Genomic DNA, 22,391 nt, shown 5'->3' with positions numbered 1-22,391 from the left:
CCTTTTAAGGGTAATTAGGTACAACACCACTGTGTCATCCTTCCCGAATGCTGTTTACAATTTGCGTAATTGTATCTGCCCAATGGAGTGATCTGCTTCTTTTTTCAGAATCAATCTGGCCCGTCCTTTGGTGGGTAAAATGTTTTCATGCAGGTTTTTGGCATTGATATCCTGCCAGATCTGGTTGGCTGTCTGAACGGTTTCCTCTTCATCAATATTGGCGAATCGTTGATGGAAGAAGGAGTCCGTGTTTTGAAACGCTGTATTACGGAGCAACTTAAAACGCTCAACGTACCAGTGTCTTATATGTTCTTCTTCCGCATCAATGTAGATGGAGAAATCAAAGAAATCACTGACCAGCAAGGGCGTTTCCTTTTTGATCTGAAGCACATTGATACCTTCAATAATAAGAATGTCCGGCTGACAGATCTGCTTCTCTTCCCCTTGAATAACATCGTAGGCGAGGTGAGAATAGACCGGTGCTTTCACTTCAGGTTTGCCTGATTTCACATCGCCCATGAATTGAATCAGGGATTTGATATCATAGCTTTCCGGGAACCCCTTGCGGTTCATGATGCCCTTCTCTTGCAGCACGGCATTGGGGTATAAGAAACCGTCGGTTGTGACCAGGTCAACCTTGGGTCTGTTTTTGCCTCTGGCGAGCAACGCCTGAAGCAAGCGGGCAGCAGTACTTTTGCCCACGGCAACACTTCCCCCGATTCCAATGATGTAAGGAGTGGGGGATGCTTCTTTTTTCATAAAGGAGGCCGTCAGTCGATTCAGATCTCGAGAAACTCTTGCATATAAGTCAATAAAGTGGGTAAGAGGCAGATATATATCTTCGACTTCTTGAATCGATACCTCTTCATTCAATCCCTTTAACTTTTCTAATTCGGCTTCCGTCAGTGGAAGAGTGGTCTGATGTTCTTTAAGTTCAGCCCATTCCTTGCGGTTAAACTCGATGTAAGGAGAGTATGAATTCATGAGATCCCGCTTTCTGTATGTAATATTATCGTGGACACAACCCTTAGTGTACCAAATTTCAGGAAACTGACAACACATTTACATTGTCCATTCCATGATGCCTTTCGTTAAATTGGAGCAAAAAGCAACTTATAGGAAAGTTTAACCCAATTTATGTTAAAGTCAACGTATACCATGCGGAAGGGTGACAGCAAATGATCGTATATGAGAGAGAGCATGATTTTGTTTTGACCGCACAGCATGAGCATGGATTAGTGGCCGGCGAGATGGCTTCCCACTGGAAAAATGAATTGCTTGCCGATCCCGCGCATCGGGATGAGCTAGTCTTGGCGGCCAAAGAACATGATCGGGGCTGGATCGAACTGGATTCGTCACCGTTCTGGAATGATTACAGTCAATCGCCATATTCGTTTCGTGATTTTCCGCTGCGTCCGCGTTTTGTATTCTACCATAAAGGCATTGAAGAGGTTCGGCAGAAAAACCTCTATGCCGGATTATTGTGCAGCTTGATGTATACGGAGCTGTTTCAGAAAAATCTGGGGGCCAATGCTCAGGATGATGATGACATCCGAGAGTATCTGCAGGAAGAACGCGAACGTCAGTTGAGTTTGGAGAATCAGCTGGGTGACGATGCTGAAGCGCTGAAACGAAGGCTGCAAAGCGATGTGGAAATTATGCTTTTCTGTGATCAGCTCAGTCTGTTTCTCTGTATGGAGGAACCAGGAACACCTGCTGCGCGATATGATTTTTTTGCAGAGGGGCTTAGTTGTACGTTTGATGCCTGTTCCAGACAACCGATTCAGGCGGAGTGGTTATCCAATGAAAAAGTAGGCCTGTCGTATTTTCCGTTTGATGAGGACTTTACGGTCGTTTTACCTTACAAATCGGTACCAAAGGCAAGTATCCGTAAATTCGGTATGCAACAGGCTTATCGCCGGGCTGAATGGAAAGAACGTCGGGTGTTGATTACGGAATTGAGCTAAGAACGTCAACTTCCAAGCTTGAGGTATAAACAGCATAGAATATCACAAAACAGGCGGGCTTCTGATGTTACAGGGTGTCCGCCTTTCGTATGCACATATATTATCGTGGACGATACTGAGAGAACGGTGAAAATACCGTTGAATCAGAGTGGGAATAAAGAAGGAAAACACATGTTATTCCCAGAAATGTTAGTGTACAACTTAGAAAAGCACTTAGCGGGGAGGACACATATGAATACCAGAATAGAGATATTAACGATGTGTATGGTCTGGGACAAAAAGAATGATCAGGTGTTATTGATGAATCGGCCGGATCGCAAAGGTTTTCCGGGTTACATCGCTCCTGGGGGGAAGGTAGATTTTCCTGAGAGTATCGTGGATGGTGCTGTGCGGGAGGTTCTGGAGGAGACAGGGCTGGCGGTGAATGAGATTACATATAAAGGACTTGATGAGTTCTGTGATCCCGAACAAGGATTGAGGTATATGGTATTCAACTATCTAGCGACCTCATTCGAGGGCGAGTTATTGCAAGATCCGCCAGAAGGCGAACTGTTATGGTTGCCAATGAAGCAGGTGTCTGAGCTACCTATGCAGGATTGGTTTGCTGAGCGTGTTCCCCGTTTTTTTCAAAAAGGCACTTTTGAGCGGAGCGTGATCTGGGAGAAGTCATCCGGACGTACCCTGCAAGAGACATTTATGGTGTATAGCGATTCGGTTCTTGAACAGAGTAAAGTTAGATAAGCCAATACGGTCAGGAGGAGGAAAAATCATGGGATACCAGCATGCCCTGGAAGGATACATTGCGGCGACGAATACACATCAGTTTGATGAAGTAAGCAAATGGTTATCGCCAAATGCAGTATATTGGTTTACGGGAACCTCTTGTACTACCCCAAACGAAATTCGGGCTTATTTTGAGAACGCCTGGGAGACAGTCAAGGAAGAAGTATATCGTGCTGAAGATGTTAAGTGGATTACGACTAGCAAAGATCGGCAGTTTGTATTTATACCTACCACTGGAAAGGAATCTATCAGGGAGAACCGGCTTATGGAAAAGGTCGGGCTACGAATGTGTTTGTTGCTGGGGTTGATGGGGAATGGAAATTAATCCATGAGCATTTAAGCTTGGGTGAGGAGTAAAAATAATGCCTCATAATATATCATCCAAATCTATATATTTATATCCAGATATTATGATATAATGAAGTTTACTATTTTAATGGGAGATGACTGGTCTGCGAGTAATATTTGGTTAATAGATTGAGTGAACTAGTATCGGACGTGAATGATATATTTGTAGATTTGCCATACATAGGCTTCTGCAAACAGGACGTAAATGAATATTGTACGATGAAAAGGTGGAGATTGGCATGAAATTGTCGTTCCGAATTCTGGACTGGGAAGAAGAGAGACCGTATGAACTCTTATTGATGGCTGATCCTTCAAAAGCGATTGTTGATGAATACCTGAGCCGGGGTGTTTGTTTTATTGCCGAGTATGAAGGAGAGATGGTTGGGGAGTTCGTATTGTTGAAGACTCGTCCAGAGACTGCGGAGATTGTTAATATTGCCGTACAGGAAGAATTGCAGGGACAAGGTGTAGGCAAACATATGATTAAAGAAGCGATGGAAGCTGCACGGAGACTGGGCTGCAGGATTCTCGAGATTGGTACAGGCAATTCAAGCTTTCATCAATTGAAGTTATACCAACGTTGCGGTTTCCGTATTATTGGGGTCGACCGAGACTTCTTTGTAAGGCATTATGAGGAAGAGATTATAGAGGATGGTATCCCTTGTGTGGATATGATCCGTATGGCCATAGATCTGGATGCTGTTACAGAGGATGAAAAGAAATAGGAAGGACTCGCTAGAAGTAAGGTAACATCTTACGGACGAGGGGAAGAGATCTAATTGAAACGGTATACACATATTGGGTTTATGGCTTGGTCGCTTGGGAGCACAAATTCCTGTTGATTCATAAGGCTCGCGGAGCATATCAGGGGCAATGGGATTTACCAGACGGAAGGCTGGAATTTGGTGAGCAGCAGAGTATATGATTAGTCAAAGTAGAGCTTGATGCGCATCATCAATTATATTGTTAACTCAACTTGTTGTTTCCAAAGAAGCTGCTCGGATATTTCTTGTCTGGGCAGCTTTTTTCTAATGTTCTCCTGAAGAAAAATCAGAAAAATCCAATTATTTGTTGAATGTGATGCCAATTGGTTAATATTTATCTTGATGGTTTGTTTTTGCACACAATGGACCACAATTCAATAAAGGAGGTAAAATGGGGAGCCTATGCCTATTTTGATGTAATGAAGTGTTCATTGTTCTGCTCAAATTGCTCGATTTATTCGATTCATCTAATTTATGCATCAATTGGACTGAAAATAGGAAATGCTCCTGAGCGTAAAAGTTTATAGAATAGATATTAGAACACGGACTTCACTTGAAAAAGAGGAGAAGGTGTAACCTTCGAACGGATCAGGACAGTATTCGACATCTGTGCGACGGTATATACAATCATTGTTTTACTATGATTTTGAAAACGCAGACAAACCTTGACGGGAGCGTCGGACTAACGTTACTACCACCAACAGCACGATTATTGGACTTCATGAAAAATTTCGCTTAAAATGTTGAACGAACGCAAATTACGGCTTAGTCAATGATTTCCGTCAAAAACTTATGACTAAATCAAGACGGAGGGAACGTCGATGACGATCGTGGAAGGCAACAAGAAGCCCTGGGAAAGTTACTATGGCCCCAATATGGGATACGTACAGGAACAATATGAATTATTCACTCAAGACCCTGGTTCGGTTACACCGGCCTATCGGGAACTATTTGAACAATGGGGTGCACCGCCGATGTCTGGCAAGGATGCACGCACAACTTCGAATTCCGGCAACGCCCAATCTGCTTCCGGAAACGTAGACATTCAACTATTACAGAAAGCGGTTACAGCGGGGAAACTGGTATGGAATATCCGTACCTATGGTCATCTTGCTGCAGACATAGATCCGCTTGGAATCAGTGAAGATACAGATACATCTTTGCTGGAACCTCAGCATTTTGAATTAAACGAAGAAGATCTGAAAGCTCTACCTGCTTCCCTGATCTGGGAAGGTGCAGATGGGCAGACAGCAACCGGATGGGATGCAATCCAGCGCTTGCGTCAGATTTACACTGGACCCATGGCCTATGAATTCAGTCATGTGCACGAAGTTCAAGAGCGTGAGTGGCTGAATCGTCGTGCGGAATCTCGGACATCACCGGCCCCGCTTACGCCGAAGGAACGCAAGAAATTGCTGGAACGATTAGTTGAAGTTGAGCAATTCGAAGATTACCTTCACAAAACATTTGTTGGTCAGAAACGTTTCTCCATCGAAGGTAACGATGTGCTTGTACCGATGCTGGATGAAGCAGTTCGCATCATGGCAGAAGCGGGATCAAGCCACATTCTGATGGGGATGGCCCACCGTGGGCGGTTGAATGTACTGGCTCATGTCTTGGGTAAACCGTACAGCAAAATTTTCTCTGAATTTCATCATGCTCCGAACAAAGACATGGTTCCATCGGAAGGTTCGACCGGAATCAACTACGGTTGGACGGGGGATGTCAAATATCACATGGGTGCCAACCGTTTTGTAAAAGACGGTGAAACCGTACAGGCCCGCCTTACTCTCGCCAATAACCCAAGCCATCTGGAGTATGTTAATCCGGTTGTACAAGGGTTTGCGCGTGCGGCTCAAGATGACCGTCGTGACCCTGGATATCCGAAACAGGACGTAACGAAAGCGGCCACCATTTTGATGCATGGTGATGCAGCATTCCCTGGAGAAGGGATCGTTGCAGAGACGCTTAACTTCAAGGCTTTGCCAGGTTATCAGAATGGCGGAACCATTCATATTATCGTCAACAATCGTCTGGGCTTCACTACAGATAGCAGTGATTCCCGTTCAACGTACTACGCAAGTGACCTTGCTAAAGGGTACGAAATTCCGATTGTACACGTGAACGCGGACAATCCGGAAGCTTGTATTGCAGCCATTCGCATGGCAGCAGAGTATCGCAATCGTTTCAAAAAGGATTTCCTGATCGACTTGATCGGTTACCGCCGTTACGGCCATAATGAAACCGATGATCCCGAAACGACGCAGCCTACCGTCTATGACAAGGTGAAGAACCATCCAACGGTAAGTCACTTGTATCAGGATCAGTTGAAGCAGGAATCGGTTATCGATGATGCTTCCATTACGAGCATTCGTGATGGAGTAATGAACAAGCTAAAAGAAGCTTATGACCAGATGAAGAAAAATGAAGTACATGAATATTACCAGCGGAAAATCAGCGAGCCGGAAGCGGTTACGATTACGCCTACTGCGGTTCCGCTTGAGAATCTGCGCAGCATTAATGCTGATCTGCTGAAATGGCCTGAGAATTTCAATGTGTATCCGAAGTTGCAGCGGATTTTGCAGCGCCGGAGCACTTCCCTGAATGAAGGCGAAAAAGTGGATTGGAGCCTTGCAGAGACACTTGCATTCGCAACCATTCTGGCAGATGGCAAACCGATTCGGATTAGTGGACAGGATGCCGAGCGCGCTACATTCGCTCATCGGAATCTGGTACTGCATGACTCGGAGAACGGAGCGAAGTTCTGTCCGTTGCATCACTTGCCACAGGCAAAAGCATCCTTTGCGATCTATAACAGTCCGTTGTCTGAAGAATCCGTCGTTGGATTCGAATACGGCTATAACGTATATTCACCAGATACATTGGTCATTTGGGAAGCTCAATTCGGAGACTTTGCCAACTGTGCACAGGTTATATTTGACCAGTTTGTATCAGCGGGCCGCGCCAAGTGGTCTCAGAAGTCCAGTCTGGTGATGTTGTTGCCACATGCGAATGAGGGTCAGGGACCTGAGCATACAAGTGCTCGTCTGGAACGCTTCCTGCAATTGTGCGCAGAAGACAATATGACGGTTGCCAACTTGTCGAGTGCTTCCCAGTACTTCCACTTGTTGCGTCGTCAAGCCTCGTTGACTGAAACGGAAGATGCTCGTCCACTTGTGATGATGTCACCGAAAAGTCTCATTCGTAATCCGCGTGTTGCATCACCAGCAGTCGAATTCAGTGAAGGCAAGTTTGAGCTTGTGCTGGAGCAAGCTGGACTGGGGACACAGCCGGATCGTGTAGAGCGCATTATTCTGTGCAGTGGCAAGATTGCCATCGACTTGGAAGATGCTATTGAAAAAGATAAAGCAGATCGGTCATGGCTTCACATTATCCGTGTGGAACAGTTGTATCCGTTCCCGGCAGAAGAGATCAAACGTGTACTCGCACGTTTCAGTAATGTAAAAGAGTTGGTATGGGTACAGGAAGAGAACAAAAACATGGGTGCCTGGACATACATGGAGCCTCGTCTTCGTGAAGTCGCCCCGGAAGGCACAACCGTTAGATACGAAGGTCGCCCGGAACATGCAAGTCCTTCCAGCGGTTATCAGCTTGTGCATAGTATGGAACAGCAACAGATTCTTACATCTGCGTTGAAGCAAACGACGAAGAATAATATTCCACTGGGGAGGTAACAGCTGTGAGTGAAATTAAAGTACCTGCAATGGGTGAGTCTATAACTGAGGGAACTGTATCCAGATGGATGGTCAAAGAAGGAGAACCCGTTAATCAGGGCGATGTGCTTCTTGAACTGGAAACGGATAAAGTAAATATCGAGATCAGCGCAGAAGAAAGTGGTGTGCTGGAGAAAATCATTCGTCAGGAAGGAGAGACCGTAGAGATCGGTGAAACGATCGGTACACTCTCCGCTGGATCTGGAGGAGGAAGCGGTGCACCCGCTTCCGAACCGGCAGCAACGGAAGAGAAAAAGGCTGCTGCACCTGCACCTGAAGCTCCAACACCATCGGCACCTGTTGCCGCAGCGCCAGAGTCATCTGATAGTGCCAAGACGGCTTCACCGTCCGCTCGCAAGCTTGCACGTGAGCGTGGTATCGAGCTGGATCAGGTGCAGAGCAAAGATCCGATTGGACGGGTATATCAGGATGATGTGAAGAGCCATAGTAATCAGGCGCCTGCTCCTGCTGCTCCACCTGCAACTAAAGCTCCAGCGGCACCAAGTGCTCCGGCAGCTGGAAGTTCCACCTATACCAAGCCGGTAGAGCGTCAGCGGATGTCTCGTCGCCGTGCTACGATTGCCAAACGTCTGGTAGAGGCTCAGCAGACTGCAGCCATGTTGACTACGTTTAATGAAGTAGATATGACAGCCATCATGGATGTACGTAAACGCCGTAAGGACAAGTTCAAAGAGAAACATGAGATTAACCTGGGCTTCATGTCCTTCTTCACCAAAGCGGTTGTGGGTGCTCTGAAAAAGTTCCCAACCATCAACGCAGAGATTGATGGCGAAGATGTTGTGCTCAAAAAGTATTATGATATCGGTATCGCCGTATCTGCGAAGGAAGGACTGGTTGTACCGGTTGTACGTGATGCTGATCGTCTGGGCTTTGCTGAGATCGAGAAGAGTATCGCAGACCTGGCATCCAAAGCTCGTTCCAACACACTGGCGTTGTCTGATCTTCAAGGCGGAACGTTCACCATTACCAATGGCGGAACATTTGGTTCCTTGTTGTCTACGCCAATCCTGAATACACCTCAAGTGGGTATTCTGGGTATGCATAAGATTCAGCTTCGTCCAGTGGCGATTGATGCAGAACGGATGGAGAACCGTCCGATGATGTACATCGCGTTGTCCTATGATCACCGGATTATCGACGGCAGTGAAGCGGTACGTTTCCTTGTGACCGTGAAAGAACTGCTGGAAGACCCGGAATCCCTGTTGATTGAAGGATAATCCATAAGTTATAACCTAGCTATTATTCATATCGTATACTAGAAAGCCCCTGAACTGGAGCGCAGCGTTTGCTGTACATCCAATTCAGGGGCTTCTTGTGTTTCTTTTATTTGTTATGGAATGACTACTTACATAGATTCAGATATCGCAGCAGGGCTCGCTGCACTGCTCACTGCTCGGTGGTATTCACTAGAGTCAGGTGTATTCCGCTCCAGCCAGTTCAGAACGTGCTGCGCCACTTCGGTCCGGTTCGTCTCATGCAGCATTTCGTGGCGCCCACCCGGATACAGATGATACTCAATATTCTCCAGGTGAAGCTTCTTATACTGGGAGACCAGATTAAGAACGCCTTTGCCATGAAGTCCAACAGGGTCTTTCTCGCCTGAGAACAGATATACGGGTTTATGTTTGGGTATGCGCTCCATATTGTGTGGGAGATGTACTTCCAGCAGCAATTTGAAGAAGTCGCGGAAAAATCCTGCTGTACAGACCGCTCCGCACAGGGGATCATCAATAAACCGTTGAACCTCTTGCGAATCCCGTGACAGCCAATCAAACGGTGTCGTCGCTGGGCGAAAAGAGCGGTTGAATCCACCAAATACGATCGCGTTGAGCAGCATGCTGGGATGAGTGGGCCCCTGAATGCCACACTGCAAGAAAGCCAGTTTCTCTCCAAACCGTAGGAGACCGCGTCTGCCATTCGTCCCGGATAAAATAAAGGCATGGTACTGCTCATGACCAGCGTACATGAGATGCTGTACCAAGAACGAGCCCATACTGTGTCCCATTAGAAACAGGGGCACTCCGGGGTTCTCTTTGACGGCAACTTCGCCCAGGTTGATCATATCACTTGCCATCCAGCGGAAGGCATCGTTGCCAGCATTACCGAGGAGAGCGGCACTCTCCACGGTTTTGCCATGGCCCCGATGGTCATTAGCATAGACCGCGTAGCCGTGTCTGGTGAGAAATTCGGCAAATTCGGCGTATCGGGCCGCGGTCTCACCCATGCCATGTGCAATTTGCACTACGCCCTTCACGTTACATTCCGGATCGGGAAGCCAGCGGTACACATGAATACGGGTACCTTCACTACCGACCAAGGCAAAGGTAGATTCCTGCATCTCGTGTAATTCCTCCTTCACAGGTTACATATAAAAAGTTGATTTATGGCAGATAAGAGCGAAGAACAGTCGTATTCCCATCTAATGTATAAGAACCCAGATTGGCTGGCAAGAGATAACATTGCCCAGCCTTCAATTCAATGTTGTCTGATTCAGCATGAGCCCACGAGAGTGTTCCAGCGCCTTCACAGACAACGAGAATCGTGAAGCTGTCAGGACTTGTGGAGAGTTCCCAACGATCCGTTACAATCCCTTTTTCCACCACAAAATAAGGGCATTCCGCAAGTTTGAGCCATTCACCAGGAGTGGCGTTATTTGTTTTCATCGTTGAAGCACCTGCGCCCTCATAGGCCGTTACATTCAACGAATCTTCAACATGCAGTTCACGTGGCTTGCCATCGAGCCCTGGACGATTGTAATCGTAGATCCGGTACGTCGTATCCGAGTTTTGCTGGATCTCAGCGACAACTACACCCGCACAGAGGGCATGTACTGTTCCCGCAGGAATAAAGAACGTATCTCCAGCTTCAACAGGGACCTGACGGAGGGTATCCATCACTGTACCGTTCTCCAGTGCTTCTTTCAATGTTGCACGATCCACGCCGTCATTTAAGCCATAGATGATGTGTGCGCCCGGTTTTGCGTCGAGTACATACCACATTTCCGTTTTGCCAAGCTCGCCAGGAGGAAGTGCCTCATACTCATCTGTCGGATGAACCTGAACGGACAGATCATCATTACAGTCAAGCAATTTAATTAAAAGGGGGAAACGACCACCTTTCTCAGAAACACCTTTCGTTCCGAGCCATTCGGTGCCCAGTTGTTCGCGAACTTCATCCAGACCCTTGCCAGCAAGTGCTCCATTTAATACCTTGGTTGTACCGTTGGGATGATCTGCAATCATCCATCCTTCACCAATATGTCCTTCAGGGGGCGTAAGGCCGAATTGCTCCAGAGCACGACCGCCCCACACACGTTCTTTGAATTCAGGTTGGAATTGTAATGGATATGGCGTAGACATCAGTAATCTCTCCTCTAGTATATGAAATGGTGGATCGCTTTAATCAGTCATGGGCAAGTAGTCACCATGAACAAACGAGTGAATACGTTTGCATATGTTTATGTAGAACACAGATCGCAGTAAAAGAAAGTCAGTAATGGCTCGACCTTGCGATTGTGTCTAGTTTATTGTATTTGGTGAACAAAGGAAATTATTTTTTCTCGATTCCGATCAGAAAAGGCGAAGTTTCTCGCTGCAACTGGCGATACATCACGACCTGTGCCTGTTCTACCGGCAGGGCAGAGGACCATTTCAATACGGCTTCCGCTTCCTGTGAGCCACCGTCATGACCGGGGTAGAGAACAACCGTAATGATTCCGCGAGGACGTAATAATGCCAGTGCAACCCCGAGTGCAGCGATTGTGCTGTCTGTCTCGGTTATAATGGAAGAATCAGCACTCTCTGAAGGCAGGTAACCCAGATTGAACATGACCGCGCCAACCGCACCAACCCATGATTCAGGCACAGCTTCTGCCATTCGATCATGGCTTAGTTGAAGCATGGAGATGGAGCCAAGCTTCGCTTCGTCGTCTTGTTTTCGAATTCGGGCCTGTGCCAGGGTGAGGGCTTCACTTTGAATATCGAATCCGATCACTTGACCACGTCTGCCTACTTTTTGTGCCAAAAATAGCGTGTCTGCTCCTGTGCCAACTGTTGCATCTATCGCCAGATCACCAGGCTGTAGACGGGAAGCAATCCACTGATGGGCACAGCTGAGAACCGAAAGGAAGCCCATCTATGCTCGCCTCCAATACTTCCCTTGCCATGAGTCCCGCTCTCGCAACTCACGATCAATGGAATTCAACACTTCCCATTTGTTCAGAGACCACATCGGTCCAATCAGCAGATTACGCGGTGCATCGCCTGTAAGGCGGTGTACGATCATTTCCGGTGGAAGCATCTCCAGCGTATCTACAATCAGCTTGATGTACTCGTCCTGATCCAGAAAACGTAGAAGACCAGCTTCGTACTGCTTCACCATTGGTGTTTTGCGCATGAGGTGCAACAGGTGAATCTTGATTCCCTGTACATCCATATTGGCGACTGCCCGCCCAGTGTCCAACATCATCTCATGCGTCTCTTGAGGCAGACCATATATGATATGTGTGCACACACGTATATTTCGTTTGCGCAGTTTCTCAACGGCCTCTTCATAGCACTTGGTGTCATGTGCCCGATTAATCAATGTTGATGTGGAATCATGGATGGTTTGAAGCCCCATCTCGACCCATAGGTAAGTGCGCTCATTGAGTTCAGCCAGATAATCAACAACATCATCTGGTAAACAATCCGGGCGAGTGGCGATGGACAAACCAACAACACCTGGCTGCTCTAGAATTTCTTCAAAATATTCGCGCAGCTCCTCAACTGGAGCATACGTGTTCGTATAGGCTTGGAAGTAGCCAATATAATGAGCTGTAGGCCACTTTAGGTGCTGTTTATCTCGAATCGTATTGAACTGGGTGACCAGATCTTCACGTCTGCTGCCAGCAAAATCGCCTGAACCACGCGCACTGCAGAAGGTGCAGCCACCTTTGGCAATGGAACCGTCACGGTTGGGACAGGTGAATCCAGCATCCAGCATCACTTTGAAAACCTTATTGTTAAATTGATCTCGCATCTCATAATTCCAGGTATGGAATCGTTTATCTCCCCACAACAGAGGGGACTGTAATGCAGGTGCATTCATCTTCAGGGTACTCCTTTGGCTGTCGAATTACAGTAATCATACGGGAACAAAAATAGAAGCGCTATGCGATTTCCGTCAATGACGATCGATAGCGATTTTAGGTGTCTTCATGAACTTTTATCATTGTATCAAAAAACTGAAAAAAAAGGGAATCGAAACGTAAAAATAGGCCGTAAAATCAAGGTTTTCTCCTTGCTATAGTTTACACCTTGTGTTATATTTAAATCAACGTCAGACACCATCTAATGGGTATTATTCATCATAGCATTTGCATCAATGTTGACGTCATGGACCATACTATACCGTGAGGTGATATGAATGAATTCCCAAGTTAAAAACAAAGAACTGAATCATGTGTCTGTTGAACTGACGCCAGAAGAAGCACTGGCCTTAACAGGTGTTCGTTTTAATGGAAATCCGAAAGTGAAAGCGGCTGCAAGACAAAAAGTTCGCGTTGCTTTCGAAAAGACATTTGATTTTTCACACCAAGATAAGGTAGACTATGAACTACTAAAGTAGTTGGACCCCAATTCCAAATAAATCGAAGAGGGAATCTTTGAGATTTGCCCAAAGTGGCAGATCCGAAGATTCCCTTTTCATTGCTCTTTACAATTTGCCAGTTCTTCGGCAAAATAAGTCTGAGACAAGTATGGGACAAACGGAGGAATAAAATGCGTTTACGTGGCAGAAAAGGGATAAGAGAAAATCTGGAGCAACAAGTCGATCTTGTTGTACTGGACCCAAAGCAGCACAAAGGAAAATGGGCTGAGCTGTTTGGCAATGACCATCCGATCTTCGTGGAATTTGGTATGGGTAAAGGTCAATTTATCAGCCAAATGAGTTATAAATATCCGGAATTTAATTTTATCGGAATTGATATGTATGATGAGCTGGTCCGTCGTGCCAGTGAGAAAGCTCGTAATGCATGGAGTCAGGCTGATGTGGAGACACCACCGAACCTGAAGCTTGCGCTGGCGAATATTGAACAGATTGAGGAAGTTTTCGAACAGGAAGAACTGGAACGCATTTATTTGAACTTCAGTGATCCTTGGCCAAAAGCCAAGCATGCTCGCCGTCGATTGACGCACCCACGCTTCCTGAAAAAATATACGGAATTGCTTAATCCGAAAGGACAGATTCATTTCAAAACCGATTCGGAGACGCTGTTCGATTTCTCACTCAACGCAATTGCCGACTTCGGCCTGCAAATGACCAACCTGTCTTTGAACCTGCATCGTGATGGCTTGAACGAAGAGCATGTGATGACAGAGTACGAGCAGAAATTCATGGGTAAAGGGATGAACATTCACCGGGTTGAAGTAATTGTTGGTGAAGAGGCTTTACGTGAGTATCAACAGACACGTCTGGACAAGTATAAAGTTCGTGAAGCTTCGGATGAGTCTGGCGAAGATCAGGAACAGGAATAAAATTAACTTCATACAAGAAAGAGCGACTGATGAGAATGAACCATTCATCTCATCAGTCGCTCTTTTTTTCGTTGACGCTCGTTGCACAATGATCCATTAACTCATGTCTTATATGTTCTCAGAAGTTTTCAAAAGTTTTCTGTATGGAACTCTTTACGGCGATAATCGTTCGGGGTAACGCCGTTGAACTTCTTGAACATGCGGTAGAAGTAGGAACTGTTGGTGAATCCGGTTCTCTCAGCAATGTCGGCAACGGAGTTCTCCGTCTCCACCAATAGATGCTGGGCCTTGGCTATACGAGTTTCGTTAATCACATCGGTGAGCCCTTTCAGGGTGAGTTGTTTGTAGAGCCGGCTCACATAGATTGGCGACATGCCCAGTTCATCTGCAATAGAGGTTAGACAGAGATTAGGGTCTGCATAGTCCCGTTCAATAATGCCATTGATTCTACGAATCAACTCTTCATGCTTCAGTGTACGTTTCTCCTCAACTTTGGAACCAAGCTCATCAAACATCCGATAGAAGTGTTCATGTACCTCACTGATGTCCTCAGCGTCTTTAACAGGCAGCATTAAACCATCGGAGACAGAATCAAGCGTAAGCTGATTATTCTTCTTGAGCGTATTTCGTACATGATTTAGTGTCATCGTCAGATGGGATAAGGCTAGTTGGAAGACGGTAAACGGATATGCGGCTGTTTCGCCGACAATGTCTGCATAGACTTGTTTGGCTTCTCCTGTCTTGCCTGTCATTAGATAATCGACAAGTTGTCTTTCCTTACCTGCGGGGAATGCGTATTCTTTGGCGTGATAAGCCATGATGTCAGAGGTATAGATCAGACAGCCCGCTCCCATGAACAAACGATGGAGTGAAGCTTCGGCTGATCTGGTGTAAGAAGCAATACTATCTTCTAATGAACGTTCTTCCGTGCCGATGGTACAGGAGATGGAGCATTTCAGGTGTGTCATCACGGCGGCCTGCATCATGCGCAGCAACTCTTCGATCCGGCTAGGGGCGGGTTGCCCAAGTTCAGGGCTTTCTTCTTTTTCATTAAAAATGAGTGTGATCAGGTCGCCGCCCATATCCACCGCTTCCGCGTTGTAGTGGAGATCCGCTGTTTCGGTGCAGATGTTCATCATGGCGTATTTTACAAGCTGGGTCTCGTCACGATACGTTTCATTGAATTCGGTAAAATGGTCAATACGCAACAATACCAGCCGGGATGCACGCTGAACATCAATTGAGGAACCGTAAAACTTCATTCGTTCTTCCAGCATGCCGCCAGTCACTGTTTCACGGCCCTGCAGTGCCCCTCGCAGAAAATCCTGCCGCAAAAGATGAAGACTGCCACGACGCTCCGCTTCCATCACACGCAAACGAACCAGCACCTTATCAATGGGATGATATAGTTTTCGGGAGACGAGGTAAGAGAGCAGCACGCCTGCAATGAGAAGTGCGACACAAAACAGAACAGTATGTGTGCGCATGCTCCGTATATCTGAGGTAATCAGATCATAGGGCGTTATTCTTACATAGCGCCAACCTAGATTATCGGGAGCGGTGTAGGTAATGAGCGATTTTTCTCCATCGACCTCCTCGGTAAAGTAAGCGGACTGTTTTGCTTCCTGCATAATCGGCTGCATAAAAGCTTCGTTGGAGAGATTATTCATCAATGCACGGTTGCCAAAGTCAGATAACAGATCTCCGTTCTCGTTCACGATAAAGGTCTTGCCTGGTTGATCCACAGCATTCATATTCGGGCTGAGCCAGTCATCCTTGATATTCACAATGACCGCATAGTTTAGTTTGGCGTTGTCGTTAATGGTGTCATAACAGAGGTAGGTATAGCTGCTAACTTCTGTTGCTTCGGTAGAGCCGACCTGGTATGTACGCGGGATGGGAACAAACGGTTTATAGTCATGAAAGCGCTGGAGGATTCCAGTAATGCCCTGGTCGTCAATCTCCGAGATGGACTGCTGCCCATTGCGCACTTCGTTGGAGCTGATAAAGAATTCATTACTTTTGGAGTTATATACATAGATGGATTCAATAAAGGGAAGGGACATTCGGTAGTTGTCGAGCTGTTTCATCGCCGATGTGATTTCATAGATATTTGGTTTGGAATAGAGCAACAATGCAGAGATGGTGTAGTCCTGATAAATCTGATATGACAATGATTTTGCAGTCTCGGTCATTTTGGCCACTTCACGGCTTGCTTGAGTAAGACTGTTCATATCTGTCCGATATACCTGGCGAAGAGCGATCCGATTATAATTGACGTACAAAATGGAAGAAGCCACCAGCAAGGTAGCGACGGTACTGATAATAATACCAATCAGAATCCGTGTGAAGACCTTTTGACTGTCCTCTGAACGTTTACGCATTGCCTTCCCCTCCTCGGACCTCCCTGTATAGGTGAACAACGGTTAACTTCATAACCTAAGCCAGACTTCATATACGATGCGCAGAAGAGCAAGAGTATCTTGAATTATATATTATGTATGCGTTTACATCAATGCTGGACAGGCGGTTTTGCCTGCTTTCTCTACATAAAGTTCAACTTTCGCTGAATTGTTCACCAGGTTTAGCCTATGCACGATATCAACATTTGTGAACGGATGTGTGTGGATGTCTGTTCATTTCATGGTTCGTTCGGTTTGTTCATATTTCATTTCGCAGAATCGTTCATTTTGTGACGGTAAGCTTCAGTATTCGTGAGCTAAGCGAGCATCTACAATAAAAAGAGAGCTCCACCACGTAGCGCCGCAAGAAATTCGGGAGGGATCGAGCCATGCTCAAAGAATTGAACAAGAACAAAATCATGTTTCTGATGCTGTTGCCCACGCTGATCTTTTTTCTGATTAACTCGTATTTTCCGATGGTCGGTATCTATTATGCGTTCACCCGGTATGATTTTGAAGGAGGATTATTTGGCAGTCCATTTGTCGGTCTGGAGAACTTTAAGTTCCTATGGCAATCCGGAATGCTGCTGAAGCTCACAACGAACACCGTGGGTTACAATCTCGCCTTCATTATATTAGGAAACGGCCTTGCGATCTTCTGTGCGATCATGCTTAGTGAAATCCGGGGCAGGTTATTCAAAAAAATTACGCAGTCCGTCATGTTCTTGCCGTATTTCATCTCATTTGTACTATTAAGTGTAATCGCTTACAACATGTTCAACTATGAGTCTGGTTTCGTGAACACAGTGCTCAAACGTTTCGAGGCGGGCCCGGTCGACATTTATAACACACCGTGGATCTGGGTGTTTCTGATCATCATCTTTTATCTGTGGAAAAATCTTGGATACAGCATGGTCATCTATCTGGCCGCCATAACAGGCATCAGTGATGAGTACTATGAGGCTGCTCGGATTGACGGGGCCAATATTTTTCAGCGAATCTGGTACATTACGGTACCGATGCTGAAACCAACGTTTGTCATCCTACTCCTATTCTCGCTTGGCAGCATTATGAAGGGTCAGTTCGACCTTTTCTATCAACTGATTGGAAACAACGGGGTGCTGTACAACGCTACGGATATCATCGATACGTATGTGTATCGTTCACTGAAAGTAACGTTTGATATCGGAATGGCCACTGCTGCCGGTTTGTATCAGTCGTTATTCGGCTTCATTCTGATCATGACCGTCAACTATATTATCCGCAAAGTAAATGAGGACTACGCCTTGTTCTAGAACGCCCGCAGGGCAGGAGGGAGAACGATCATGAACACGCCAATGAATACGCGCACTCGTACGAATACTCGTCTCAGAGATTCGGAATTCACCTTGATGTTTCAACTGATTGCCTACAGCGTCATCATCATTTTATCAATCATGTGCCTGCTGCCGTTTCTGCTCATTCTATCCGGTTCGTTCAGCAGCAACGAGTCCATTGTGAGGGATGGCTATCACCTCTTTCCGACGGACTTTTCTCTGGAAGGTTACAAAATGGTGTTCAAATTCCCGACTCAGGTACTCAAAGCTTATGGGGTAACGGTGTTTACAACGGTGGTGGGGACTACGCTTGGACTTTTCCTGATCACGATGGCCGGATTTGTGCTTCAGCGCAAGGACTTCAAATATCGGAACACGTTCTCATTTTTTATCTATTTCACAACGTTGTTTGGTGGGGGGCTCGTGCCTTGGTACATTATGCTGGCGAATTACTTCAACCTCACAGATACGTATACTGTACTGATTTTCCCGGGGTTAATGACGCCATTTCTCATTATCCTGATGAAAAACTTCATTCGTTCGGCTGTGCCGGATGAGTTGATCGAGTCCGCCAAAATGGATGGAGCCAATGACTTCCGCATCTATATCAGCATTGTGTTGAAACTGGCGATGCCCGGTATCGCAACTGTAGGTCTGTTTCTGGCACTGGGTTACTGGAATGACTGGTTTACTTCATCTCTCTTCATTAACAATCCGGATATGTATCAGCTGCAATTTTATCTCTATAACACAATGAATACGATTACCTTCATTGACCAGATGGCGATTGGCACAGGGATTACGCTCAGCCAGGATGTACCAACTGAATCAACCAAGATGGCGATGGCAATCGTTGTGACGGGGCCGATTTTGTTCCTGTATCCGTTTGTACAACGTTATTTTGTCAAGGGACTTACGATTGGTGCTGTAAAAGGTTAGAACGTGAACACGTTGTGTCAGGCCATTGGCATCATCTTCGGTCTGAAGCATGGCGAGTCTGCGCTAACATATAAAGGTTCACCACAAAAAGGGAGGATGCGTATGCGTAACAAAACAATTCGGCACCTGTCTCTGGTACTTGCCCTGATGTTGTTCGCCGGGGTGCTTGCCGCATGTAATAACGGTTCGGGGGGATCGACGCAAGGAAACGAGCAGGGAGGATCATCAGATAAAAGCCAGAAAGTCACGTTACAATTTTACATGCTCGGGGATGCTCCCAAAGATCTGCCTGTCATTGAATCCGAGATCAATAAGCTGGCTGAGGCTGATCTGAACGTCAATGTAAAATTCAACTACACTTCCTGGACGGACTGGGATCAAAAATATAAACTGCTGCTGTCTTCCGGACAGCCCATCGATCTGATCTTCACAGCGGATTGGACATTCTACCAGTCTTATGCGAAGAAGGGGGCGTTCCTGCCTCTGGATGAAATGCTGCCTACGGCAGCGCCAGCACTGAAAGCCCATGTACCTGATGACATGTGGAATGCAGTCAAAATTAATGACAAAATCTATACCGTTCCATCGACATGGATCGAATATGTAACAGAGGGAATTGCGTACCGCGAAGATTTGCGCGAGAAGTACAATCTTCCGAAGCCGGAATCGGTGGAGACTCTCGAAGCGTATCTGGAGGGAATCAAAGCCAACGAACCGAATATGATTCCGATCGCAGACAGTAATGCCAACCACACTCACGGTATTCGTCAATTGACATCCAAGCTGGTGAATACAGCAGGTCAACTCCCATATGGACTGGATATTATGTATGACACACCGTCCACTGTGACGTCTTATTGGGGATCGGCGCAACATCTCGAAGACCTGAAAACATACAAGCGGTGGATGGACAAAGGCTTTTTCCCGAAAAACGTACTGAATGTAAAGGATACTTCCAACTCATTGCTGCAAAATGGTAAAGCAGCTGTTGTTCTGTCTGGGGAGAACCCCAACAAATTTAATGCAGATGTCATCAAGGTGCAGTCTACTCATCCCGATTGGAAACTGGCATATTTCCCGTACCCGAATGCGAAAGGGTTTGCACAGCCGGTTCACCCAATTCACAACGGTTTTGCGATTCCGCGTAGCAGTAAAAATCCTGAAAAAGCCTTGGCCTTTTATGAGAAGCTGGTGACTGACAAACGATATAACTGGTTGACTGAATACGGCGTTGAGGGCAAAAACTTCGAGGTAGATAATGGATACTACAAAATGGTAGGCGATGCACAAACGAACGGCTTCCCGCGTGAGGGCATGAATGGCTGGGCATGGCGTAATCCGGAATTCATGCTCTATGACAAAACCTTTGATGACGTGCTGACCATGTTTGAAGATCTCGACAAAATCAAAAAGCCTGATATTTATACCGGATTTGCTGAAGACTGGACACCGTACCAAGCCGAGAAGGCTGCACTGGAACAAGTGGAAAAACAATATTTGTATCCGCTTAATGTAGGTTTGGTGGCAGACGTAGAGGCTGGACTGAACACGTTCATGGAGAAGGCAAAACAAGCAGGTTTGGAAAAAATTCAGGCGGAGTACACCAAGCAGTGGCAGGAGTACTTGAAGTCAGCTGGCATCCAATAGTTTGTACTTTCCTTCATAAGAAAAGGTGCCTTCCGATTCGAAGGCACCTTTTCGATGTGGTTGCAGGCTTGTTTGAAGCCGTTGATTAGAGGCATGATTGGATAAAATCATAAACGGGCCTCTTCTGCGGATGAAGGACGAACGTCCTCCAGCAGGTCAATAATACTTTGAGCGCTCTCCATCGGATGAACCTTGGCGATTTCCGCCAGATGGCGTTTGCGTTTACGTACGATATCCGGATAGTGATTCAGCAACTTATTCATCCATTTAACCACTATATCGAGCGAAGTTATGGGTTCTCCCAAACCTCGTGCGGTAAAATAATGAACGTTCTCTTCTTCCTGACCTGGTATAGGGTTGTGGAACAACATTGGAATTCCTTTAGCCAATCCTTCGCTGCAAGTCATTCCGCCAGGCTTGGTGATCAGCAGGTCGGATACTTCCATCAATTTGTCGACCTCGTTGGTGTATCCGATAATATGGATGTTTTCTTTGCGATACATGGGGTTCTGTTCCATGCTGATCCGTGCTTTATCATTGCGACCGAGACAGAAAATGATCTGAATATCTTCATGCCAGCGTGTCAGTAACGGATGAACTAACTTGTCACTGAGCATTCCCCAACCCCCGCCCATTACCAGTACAGTGGGCATGTTTTTGAGATTGAATCTGCTTCGGATCTCATCTCGACGGGGATGCTCCCAGAAGTTTGGATGTACAGGAATGCCTGTGACTCGAATTTTGTCTTTAGGTACGCCACGCAACATTAGTTTGGACTTAACCTCGTCTGAAGAAACCAGGTAAAGGTCTACTTCACGGTTAATCCATGTCCCATGTGCATCATAATCGGTAATGACTGTACAAAGGGGAATCTGTACACCCAGTCGCTTCAGTCTGGATATGACAGCACTTGGGATCGGATGGGTGCAGACAATCGCATTGGGACGTAACTGACGCACGACGCTACGTGTATGTGTATAGAACAGTTTATGCAGCGCCAGTGTTGTCAGCCGGTTCAATGATTTTTTATATTGATGCCTGTATACGTACCCGACGAGTTTGGGCTGGTTAGTAACCGTTTTTTTGTATGCCGTTATAATAAGAGGTGCAACCTTGGGGTTTAAAAAACTTCCCAGTTCAAGCACTTTCGTCTGCACGTCTGGCGACAGCTTTCGCAAATGGCTGGACAGTGCATAGGCAGCTTGAGTATGACCCGTACCAAAGCCTTCAGATAATAGTAATATTCTTTTTTTCTCCACGCTTGCTTCACCTGTTCCTGCTAGGTTTTTCTGAGTCTAACATATCGGCTTTAAGACCAGAATGCAACTGTTGCAAGTGCGACTAAAGTACCTATTGTGGCACCTGCGAGAACATCGGAAGGATAGTGTAATCCCAGATAAATTCGAGAGAATCCGACAATAAGAGCCACAGGCAACAATATTAGCAATAAGATCGGATCAGCGGTCATAAATGGAACCGTGACCGAAAAAATGGCAGTTGTGTGTCCTGAAGGAAACGAGTGGTCCGTCAGGGGATTACGAAACGTAATGGTATCCGGCAAGGCCAGATAAGGCCGAATGCGAGGATACAATTTTTTCGCGATGGCTACAGGAATATGGCTGACCGCAAGAGCGATACAAGCCTGAAGTCCTGTTGTGCTCCATGGAGCCGGAGCAAGCAGCCAGATTAACAAGGATACTGCAATAGAAGAAGTTGCTCCACCCAGATGAGTGAAATAATACAGCCAAAAATTCATAAAACGATTATGAAGCCGGCCGTTGATCCACATAAAAACATTTCGATCATACTCTTGAAACTTTAAGAATAAACGGCTCATATTGGCCTCCTGCCAGTCAGGCCGCCCGTAATGGCGGCAGTATTTCCGGTGAATTTCTGCATCCGGTTTCGTCCTGATTAGTATATAACCGTTTTTCGTGAACTTGAGGTTATTTCAG

The 22,391-nt window shown here is 46.2% G+C and carries 18 protein-coding genes and 1 pseudogene; 11 read left to right on the top strand and 8 right to left on the bottom strand.

Annotation, left to right across the window (positions count from 1 at the left end):
- Positions 1-54: 54 nt before the first annotated feature.
- Positions 55-984 carry a type I pantothenate kinase gene (gene coaA, locus AC4G47_RS21800; protein WP_491102606.1) on the bottom strand — a complete coding sequence of 310 codons (930 nt, stop codon included), beginning with the start codon at positions 982-984 and terminating at the stop codon, positions 55-57.
- Positions 985-1,178: 194 nt separating this feature from the next.
- Here coaA and AC4G47_RS21795 point away from each other — a divergent pair, with 194 nt between their 5' ends.
- The 6 genes and pseudogenes from AC4G47_RS21795 (at position 1,179) to odhB (ending at position 8,834) form a co-directional block, all read left to right on the top strand.
- Positions 1,179-1,967: a DUF3891 family protein gene (locus tag AC4G47_RS21795; RefSeq protein WP_491102605.1), complete on the top strand. Its 789-nt coding sequence runs from the start codon at positions 1,179-1,181 to the stop codon at positions 1,965-1,967.
- A gap of 231 nt (positions 1,968-2,198) precedes the next feature.
- The gene (locus AC4G47_RS21790) at positions 2,199-2,708 is read left to right on the top strand and encodes an 8-oxo-dGTP diphosphatase (protein ID WP_491102603.1); all 510 of its coding nucleotides are present in this window, start codon (positions 2,199-2,201) and stop codon (positions 2,706-2,708) included.
- Between the two features lie 28 nt (positions 2,709-2,736).
- Positions 2,737-3,107 (top strand): annotated as a pseudogene (locus AC4G47_RS21785) (YybH family protein).
- Positions 3,108-3,337: 230 nt separating this feature from the next.
- Complete coding sequence (locus AC4G47_RS21780; RefSeq protein WP_145319893.1) at positions 3,338-3,823, top strand: GNAT family N-acetyltransferase; 486 nt, start codon at positions 3,338-3,340, stop codon at positions 3,821-3,823.
- 860 nt (positions 3,824-4,683) lie between these two features.
- Positions 4,684-7,557: a 2-oxoglutarate dehydrogenase E1 component gene (locus AC4G47_RS21775; RefSeq protein ID WP_491102602.1), complete on the top strand. Its 2,874-nt coding sequence runs from the start codon at positions 4,684-4,686 to the stop codon at positions 7,555-7,557.
- Positions 7,558-7,562: 5 nt separating this feature from the next.
- Positions 7,563-8,834, top strand: a complete 1,272-nt coding sequence (gene odhB, locus AC4G47_RS21770) for a 2-oxoglutarate dehydrogenase complex dihydrolipoyllysine-residue succinyltransferase (RefSeq protein ID WP_491102601.1) — start codon at positions 7,563-7,565, stop codon at positions 8,832-8,834.
- Positions 8,835-8,962: 128 nt separating this feature from the next.
- Here odhB and AC4G47_RS21765 read toward each other — a convergent pair whose 3' ends face one another.
- The 4 genes from AC4G47_RS21765 to mnmL form a co-directional block, all read right to left on the bottom strand.
- Complete coding sequence (locus AC4G47_RS21765; RefSeq protein WP_491102600.1) at positions 8,963-9,955, bottom strand: alpha/beta fold hydrolase; 993 nt, start codon at positions 9,953-9,955, stop codon at positions 8,963-8,965.
- 43 nt (positions 9,956-9,998) lie between these two features.
- A complete protein-coding gene (locus AC4G47_RS21760; protein WP_458126025.1) occupies positions 9,999-10,976 on the bottom strand; it encodes a type I phosphomannose isomerase catalytic subunit in 978 nt (325 codons plus the stop codon).
- Between the two features lie 190 nt (positions 10,977-11,166).
- The gene (mnmM, locus tag AC4G47_RS21755; protein WP_491102599.1) at positions 11,167-11,751 is read right to left on the bottom strand and encodes a tRNA 5-(aminomethyl)-2-thiouridylate-methyltransferase MnmM; all 585 of its coding nucleotides are present in this window, start codon (positions 11,749-11,751) and stop codon (positions 11,167-11,169) included.
- Positions 11,752-12,705 (bottom strand): tRNA modification radical SAM protein MnmL/YtqA, encoded by a 954-nt coding sequence (gene mnmL, locus AC4G47_RS21750; protein WP_458126027.1) that lies wholly within the window; start codon positions 12,703-12,705, stop codon positions 11,752-11,754.
- A gap of 318 nt (positions 12,706-13,023) precedes the next feature.
- Between mnmL and AC4G47_RS21745 the strand changes: the two genes are divergently transcribed.
- Both AC4G47_RS21745 and trmB read left to right on the top strand, forming a co-directional pair.
- On the top strand, positions 13,024-13,224 hold the full coding sequence (locus AC4G47_RS21745) for a hypothetical protein (RefSeq protein ID WP_458126028.1): 201 nt from the start codon (positions 13,024-13,026) through the stop codon (positions 13,222-13,224).
- A gap of 152 nt (positions 13,225-13,376) precedes the next feature.
- Positions 13,377-14,132 (top strand): tRNA (guanosine(46)-N7)-methyltransferase TrmB, encoded by a 756-nt coding sequence (gene trmB, locus AC4G47_RS21740; RefSeq protein WP_491102597.1) that lies wholly within the window; start codon positions 13,377-13,379, stop codon positions 14,130-14,132.
- A gap of 128 nt (positions 14,133-14,260) precedes the next feature.
- Here the strand turns inward: trmB and AC4G47_RS21735 are convergent, their stop codons facing one another.
- On the bottom strand, positions 14,261-16,516 hold the full coding sequence (locus AC4G47_RS21735; protein ID WP_491102595.1) for an AraC family transcriptional regulator: 2,256 nt from the start codon (positions 16,514-16,516) through the stop codon (positions 14,261-14,263).
- 407 nt (positions 16,517-16,923) lie between these two features.
- Between AC4G47_RS21735 and AC4G47_RS21730 the strand changes: the two genes are divergently transcribed.
- The 3 genes from AC4G47_RS21730 (at position 16,924) to AC4G47_RS21720 (ending at position 20,436) form a co-directional block, all read left to right on the top strand.
- A complete protein-coding gene (locus tag AC4G47_RS21730; protein ID WP_017689672.1) occupies positions 16,924-17,829 on the top strand; it encodes an ABC transporter permease in 906 nt (301 codons plus the stop codon).
- A 96-nt stretch (positions 17,830-17,925) separates the two neighbouring features.
- Complete coding sequence (locus AC4G47_RS21725) at positions 17,926-18,789, top strand: carbohydrate ABC transporter permease (protein WP_491106760.1); 864 nt, start codon at positions 17,926-17,928, stop codon at positions 18,787-18,789.
- 96 nt (positions 18,790-18,885) lie between these two features.
- Positions 18,886-20,436, top strand: coding sequence for an ABC transporter substrate-binding protein (locus tag AC4G47_RS21720; RefSeq protein WP_491106759.1), 1,551 nt, complete (start codon positions 18,886-18,888; stop codon positions 20,434-20,436).
- Between the two features lie 107 nt (positions 20,437-20,543).
- Here AC4G47_RS21720 and AC4G47_RS21715 read toward each other — a convergent pair whose 3' ends face one another.
- Positions 20,544-21,695: an MGDG synthase family glycosyltransferase gene (locus AC4G47_RS21715; RefSeq protein ID WP_491102593.1), complete on the bottom strand. Its 1,152-nt coding sequence runs from the start codon at positions 21,693-21,695 to the stop codon at positions 20,544-20,546.
- A gap of 50 nt (positions 21,696-21,745) precedes the next feature.
- A complete protein-coding gene (locus tag AC4G47_RS21710) occupies positions 21,746-22,273 on the bottom strand; it encodes a phosphatase PAP2 family protein (RefSeq protein WP_458126032.1) in 528 nt (175 codons plus the stop codon).
- Between the last annotated feature and the right edge of the window lie 118 nt (positions 22,274-22,391).

This window comes from Paenibacillus sp. Negev47, from assembly GCF_058313655.1.
The sequence above is the reverse complement of the archived record's forward strand: the minus strand, read 5'-3'. Positions and strand labels throughout refer to the sequence as shown.

Coding starts and splice junctions, on each gene's coding strand:
- AC4G47_RS21790 (WP_491102603.1), top strand. CDS start 2,199: ATGAATACCAGAATAGAGATATTAACGATGTGTATGGTCTGGGACAAA.
- AC4G47_RS21780 (WP_145319893.1), top strand. CDS start 3,338: ATGAAATTGTCGTTCCGAATTCTGGACTGGGAAGAAGAGAGACCGTAT.
- AC4G47_RS21735 (WP_491102595.1), bottom strand. CDS start 16,516: ATGCGTAAACGTTCAGAGGACAGTCAAAAGGTCTTCACACGGATTCTG.
- AC4G47_RS21795 (WP_491102605.1), top strand. CDS start 1,179: ATGATCGTATATGAGAGAGAGCATGATTTTGTTTTGACCGCACAGCAT.
- AC4G47_RS21745 (WP_458126028.1), top strand. CDS start 13,024: ATGAATTCCCAAGTTAAAAACAAAGAACTGAATCATGTGTCTGTTGAA.
- AC4G47_RS21720 (WP_491106759.1), top strand. CDS start 18,886: ATGCGTATGCGTAACAAAACAATTCGGCACCTGTCTCTGGTACTTGCC.
- trmB (WP_491102597.1), top strand. CDS start 13,377: ATGCGTTTACGTGGCAGAAAAGGGATAAGAGAAAATCTGGAGCAACAA.
- mnmM (WP_491102599.1), bottom strand. CDS start 11,751: ATGGGCTTCCTTTCGGTTCTCAGCTGTGCCCATCAGTGGATTGCTTCC.
- AC4G47_RS21760 (WP_458126025.1), bottom strand. CDS start 10,976: ATGTCTACGCCATATCCATTACAATTCCAACCTGAATTCAAAGAACGT.
- AC4G47_RS21730 (WP_017689672.1), top strand. CDS start 16,924: ATGCTCAAAGAATTGAACAAGAACAAAATCATGTTTCTGATGCTGTTG.
- AC4G47_RS21765 (WP_491102600.1), bottom strand. CDS start 9,955: ATGCAGGAATCTACCTTTGCCTTGGTCGGTAGTGAAGGTACCCGTATT.
- AC4G47_RS21710 (WP_458126032.1), bottom strand. CDS start 22,273: ATGAGCCGTTTATTCTTAAAGTTTCAAGAGTATGATCGAAATGTTTTT.
- AC4G47_RS21775 (WP_491102602.1), top strand. CDS start 4,684: ATGACGATCGTGGAAGGCAACAAGAAGCCCTGGGAAAGTTACTATGGC.
- mnmL (WP_458126027.1), bottom strand. CDS start 12,705: ATGAATGCACCTGCATTACAGTCCCCTCTGTTGTGGGGAGATAAACGA.
- coaA (WP_491102606.1), bottom strand. CDS start 984: ATGAATTCATACTCTCCTTACATCGAGTTTAACCGCAAGGAATGGGCT.
- AC4G47_RS21725 (WP_491106760.1), top strand. CDS start 17,926: ATGTTTCAACTGATTGCCTACAGCGTCATCATCATTTTATCAATCATG.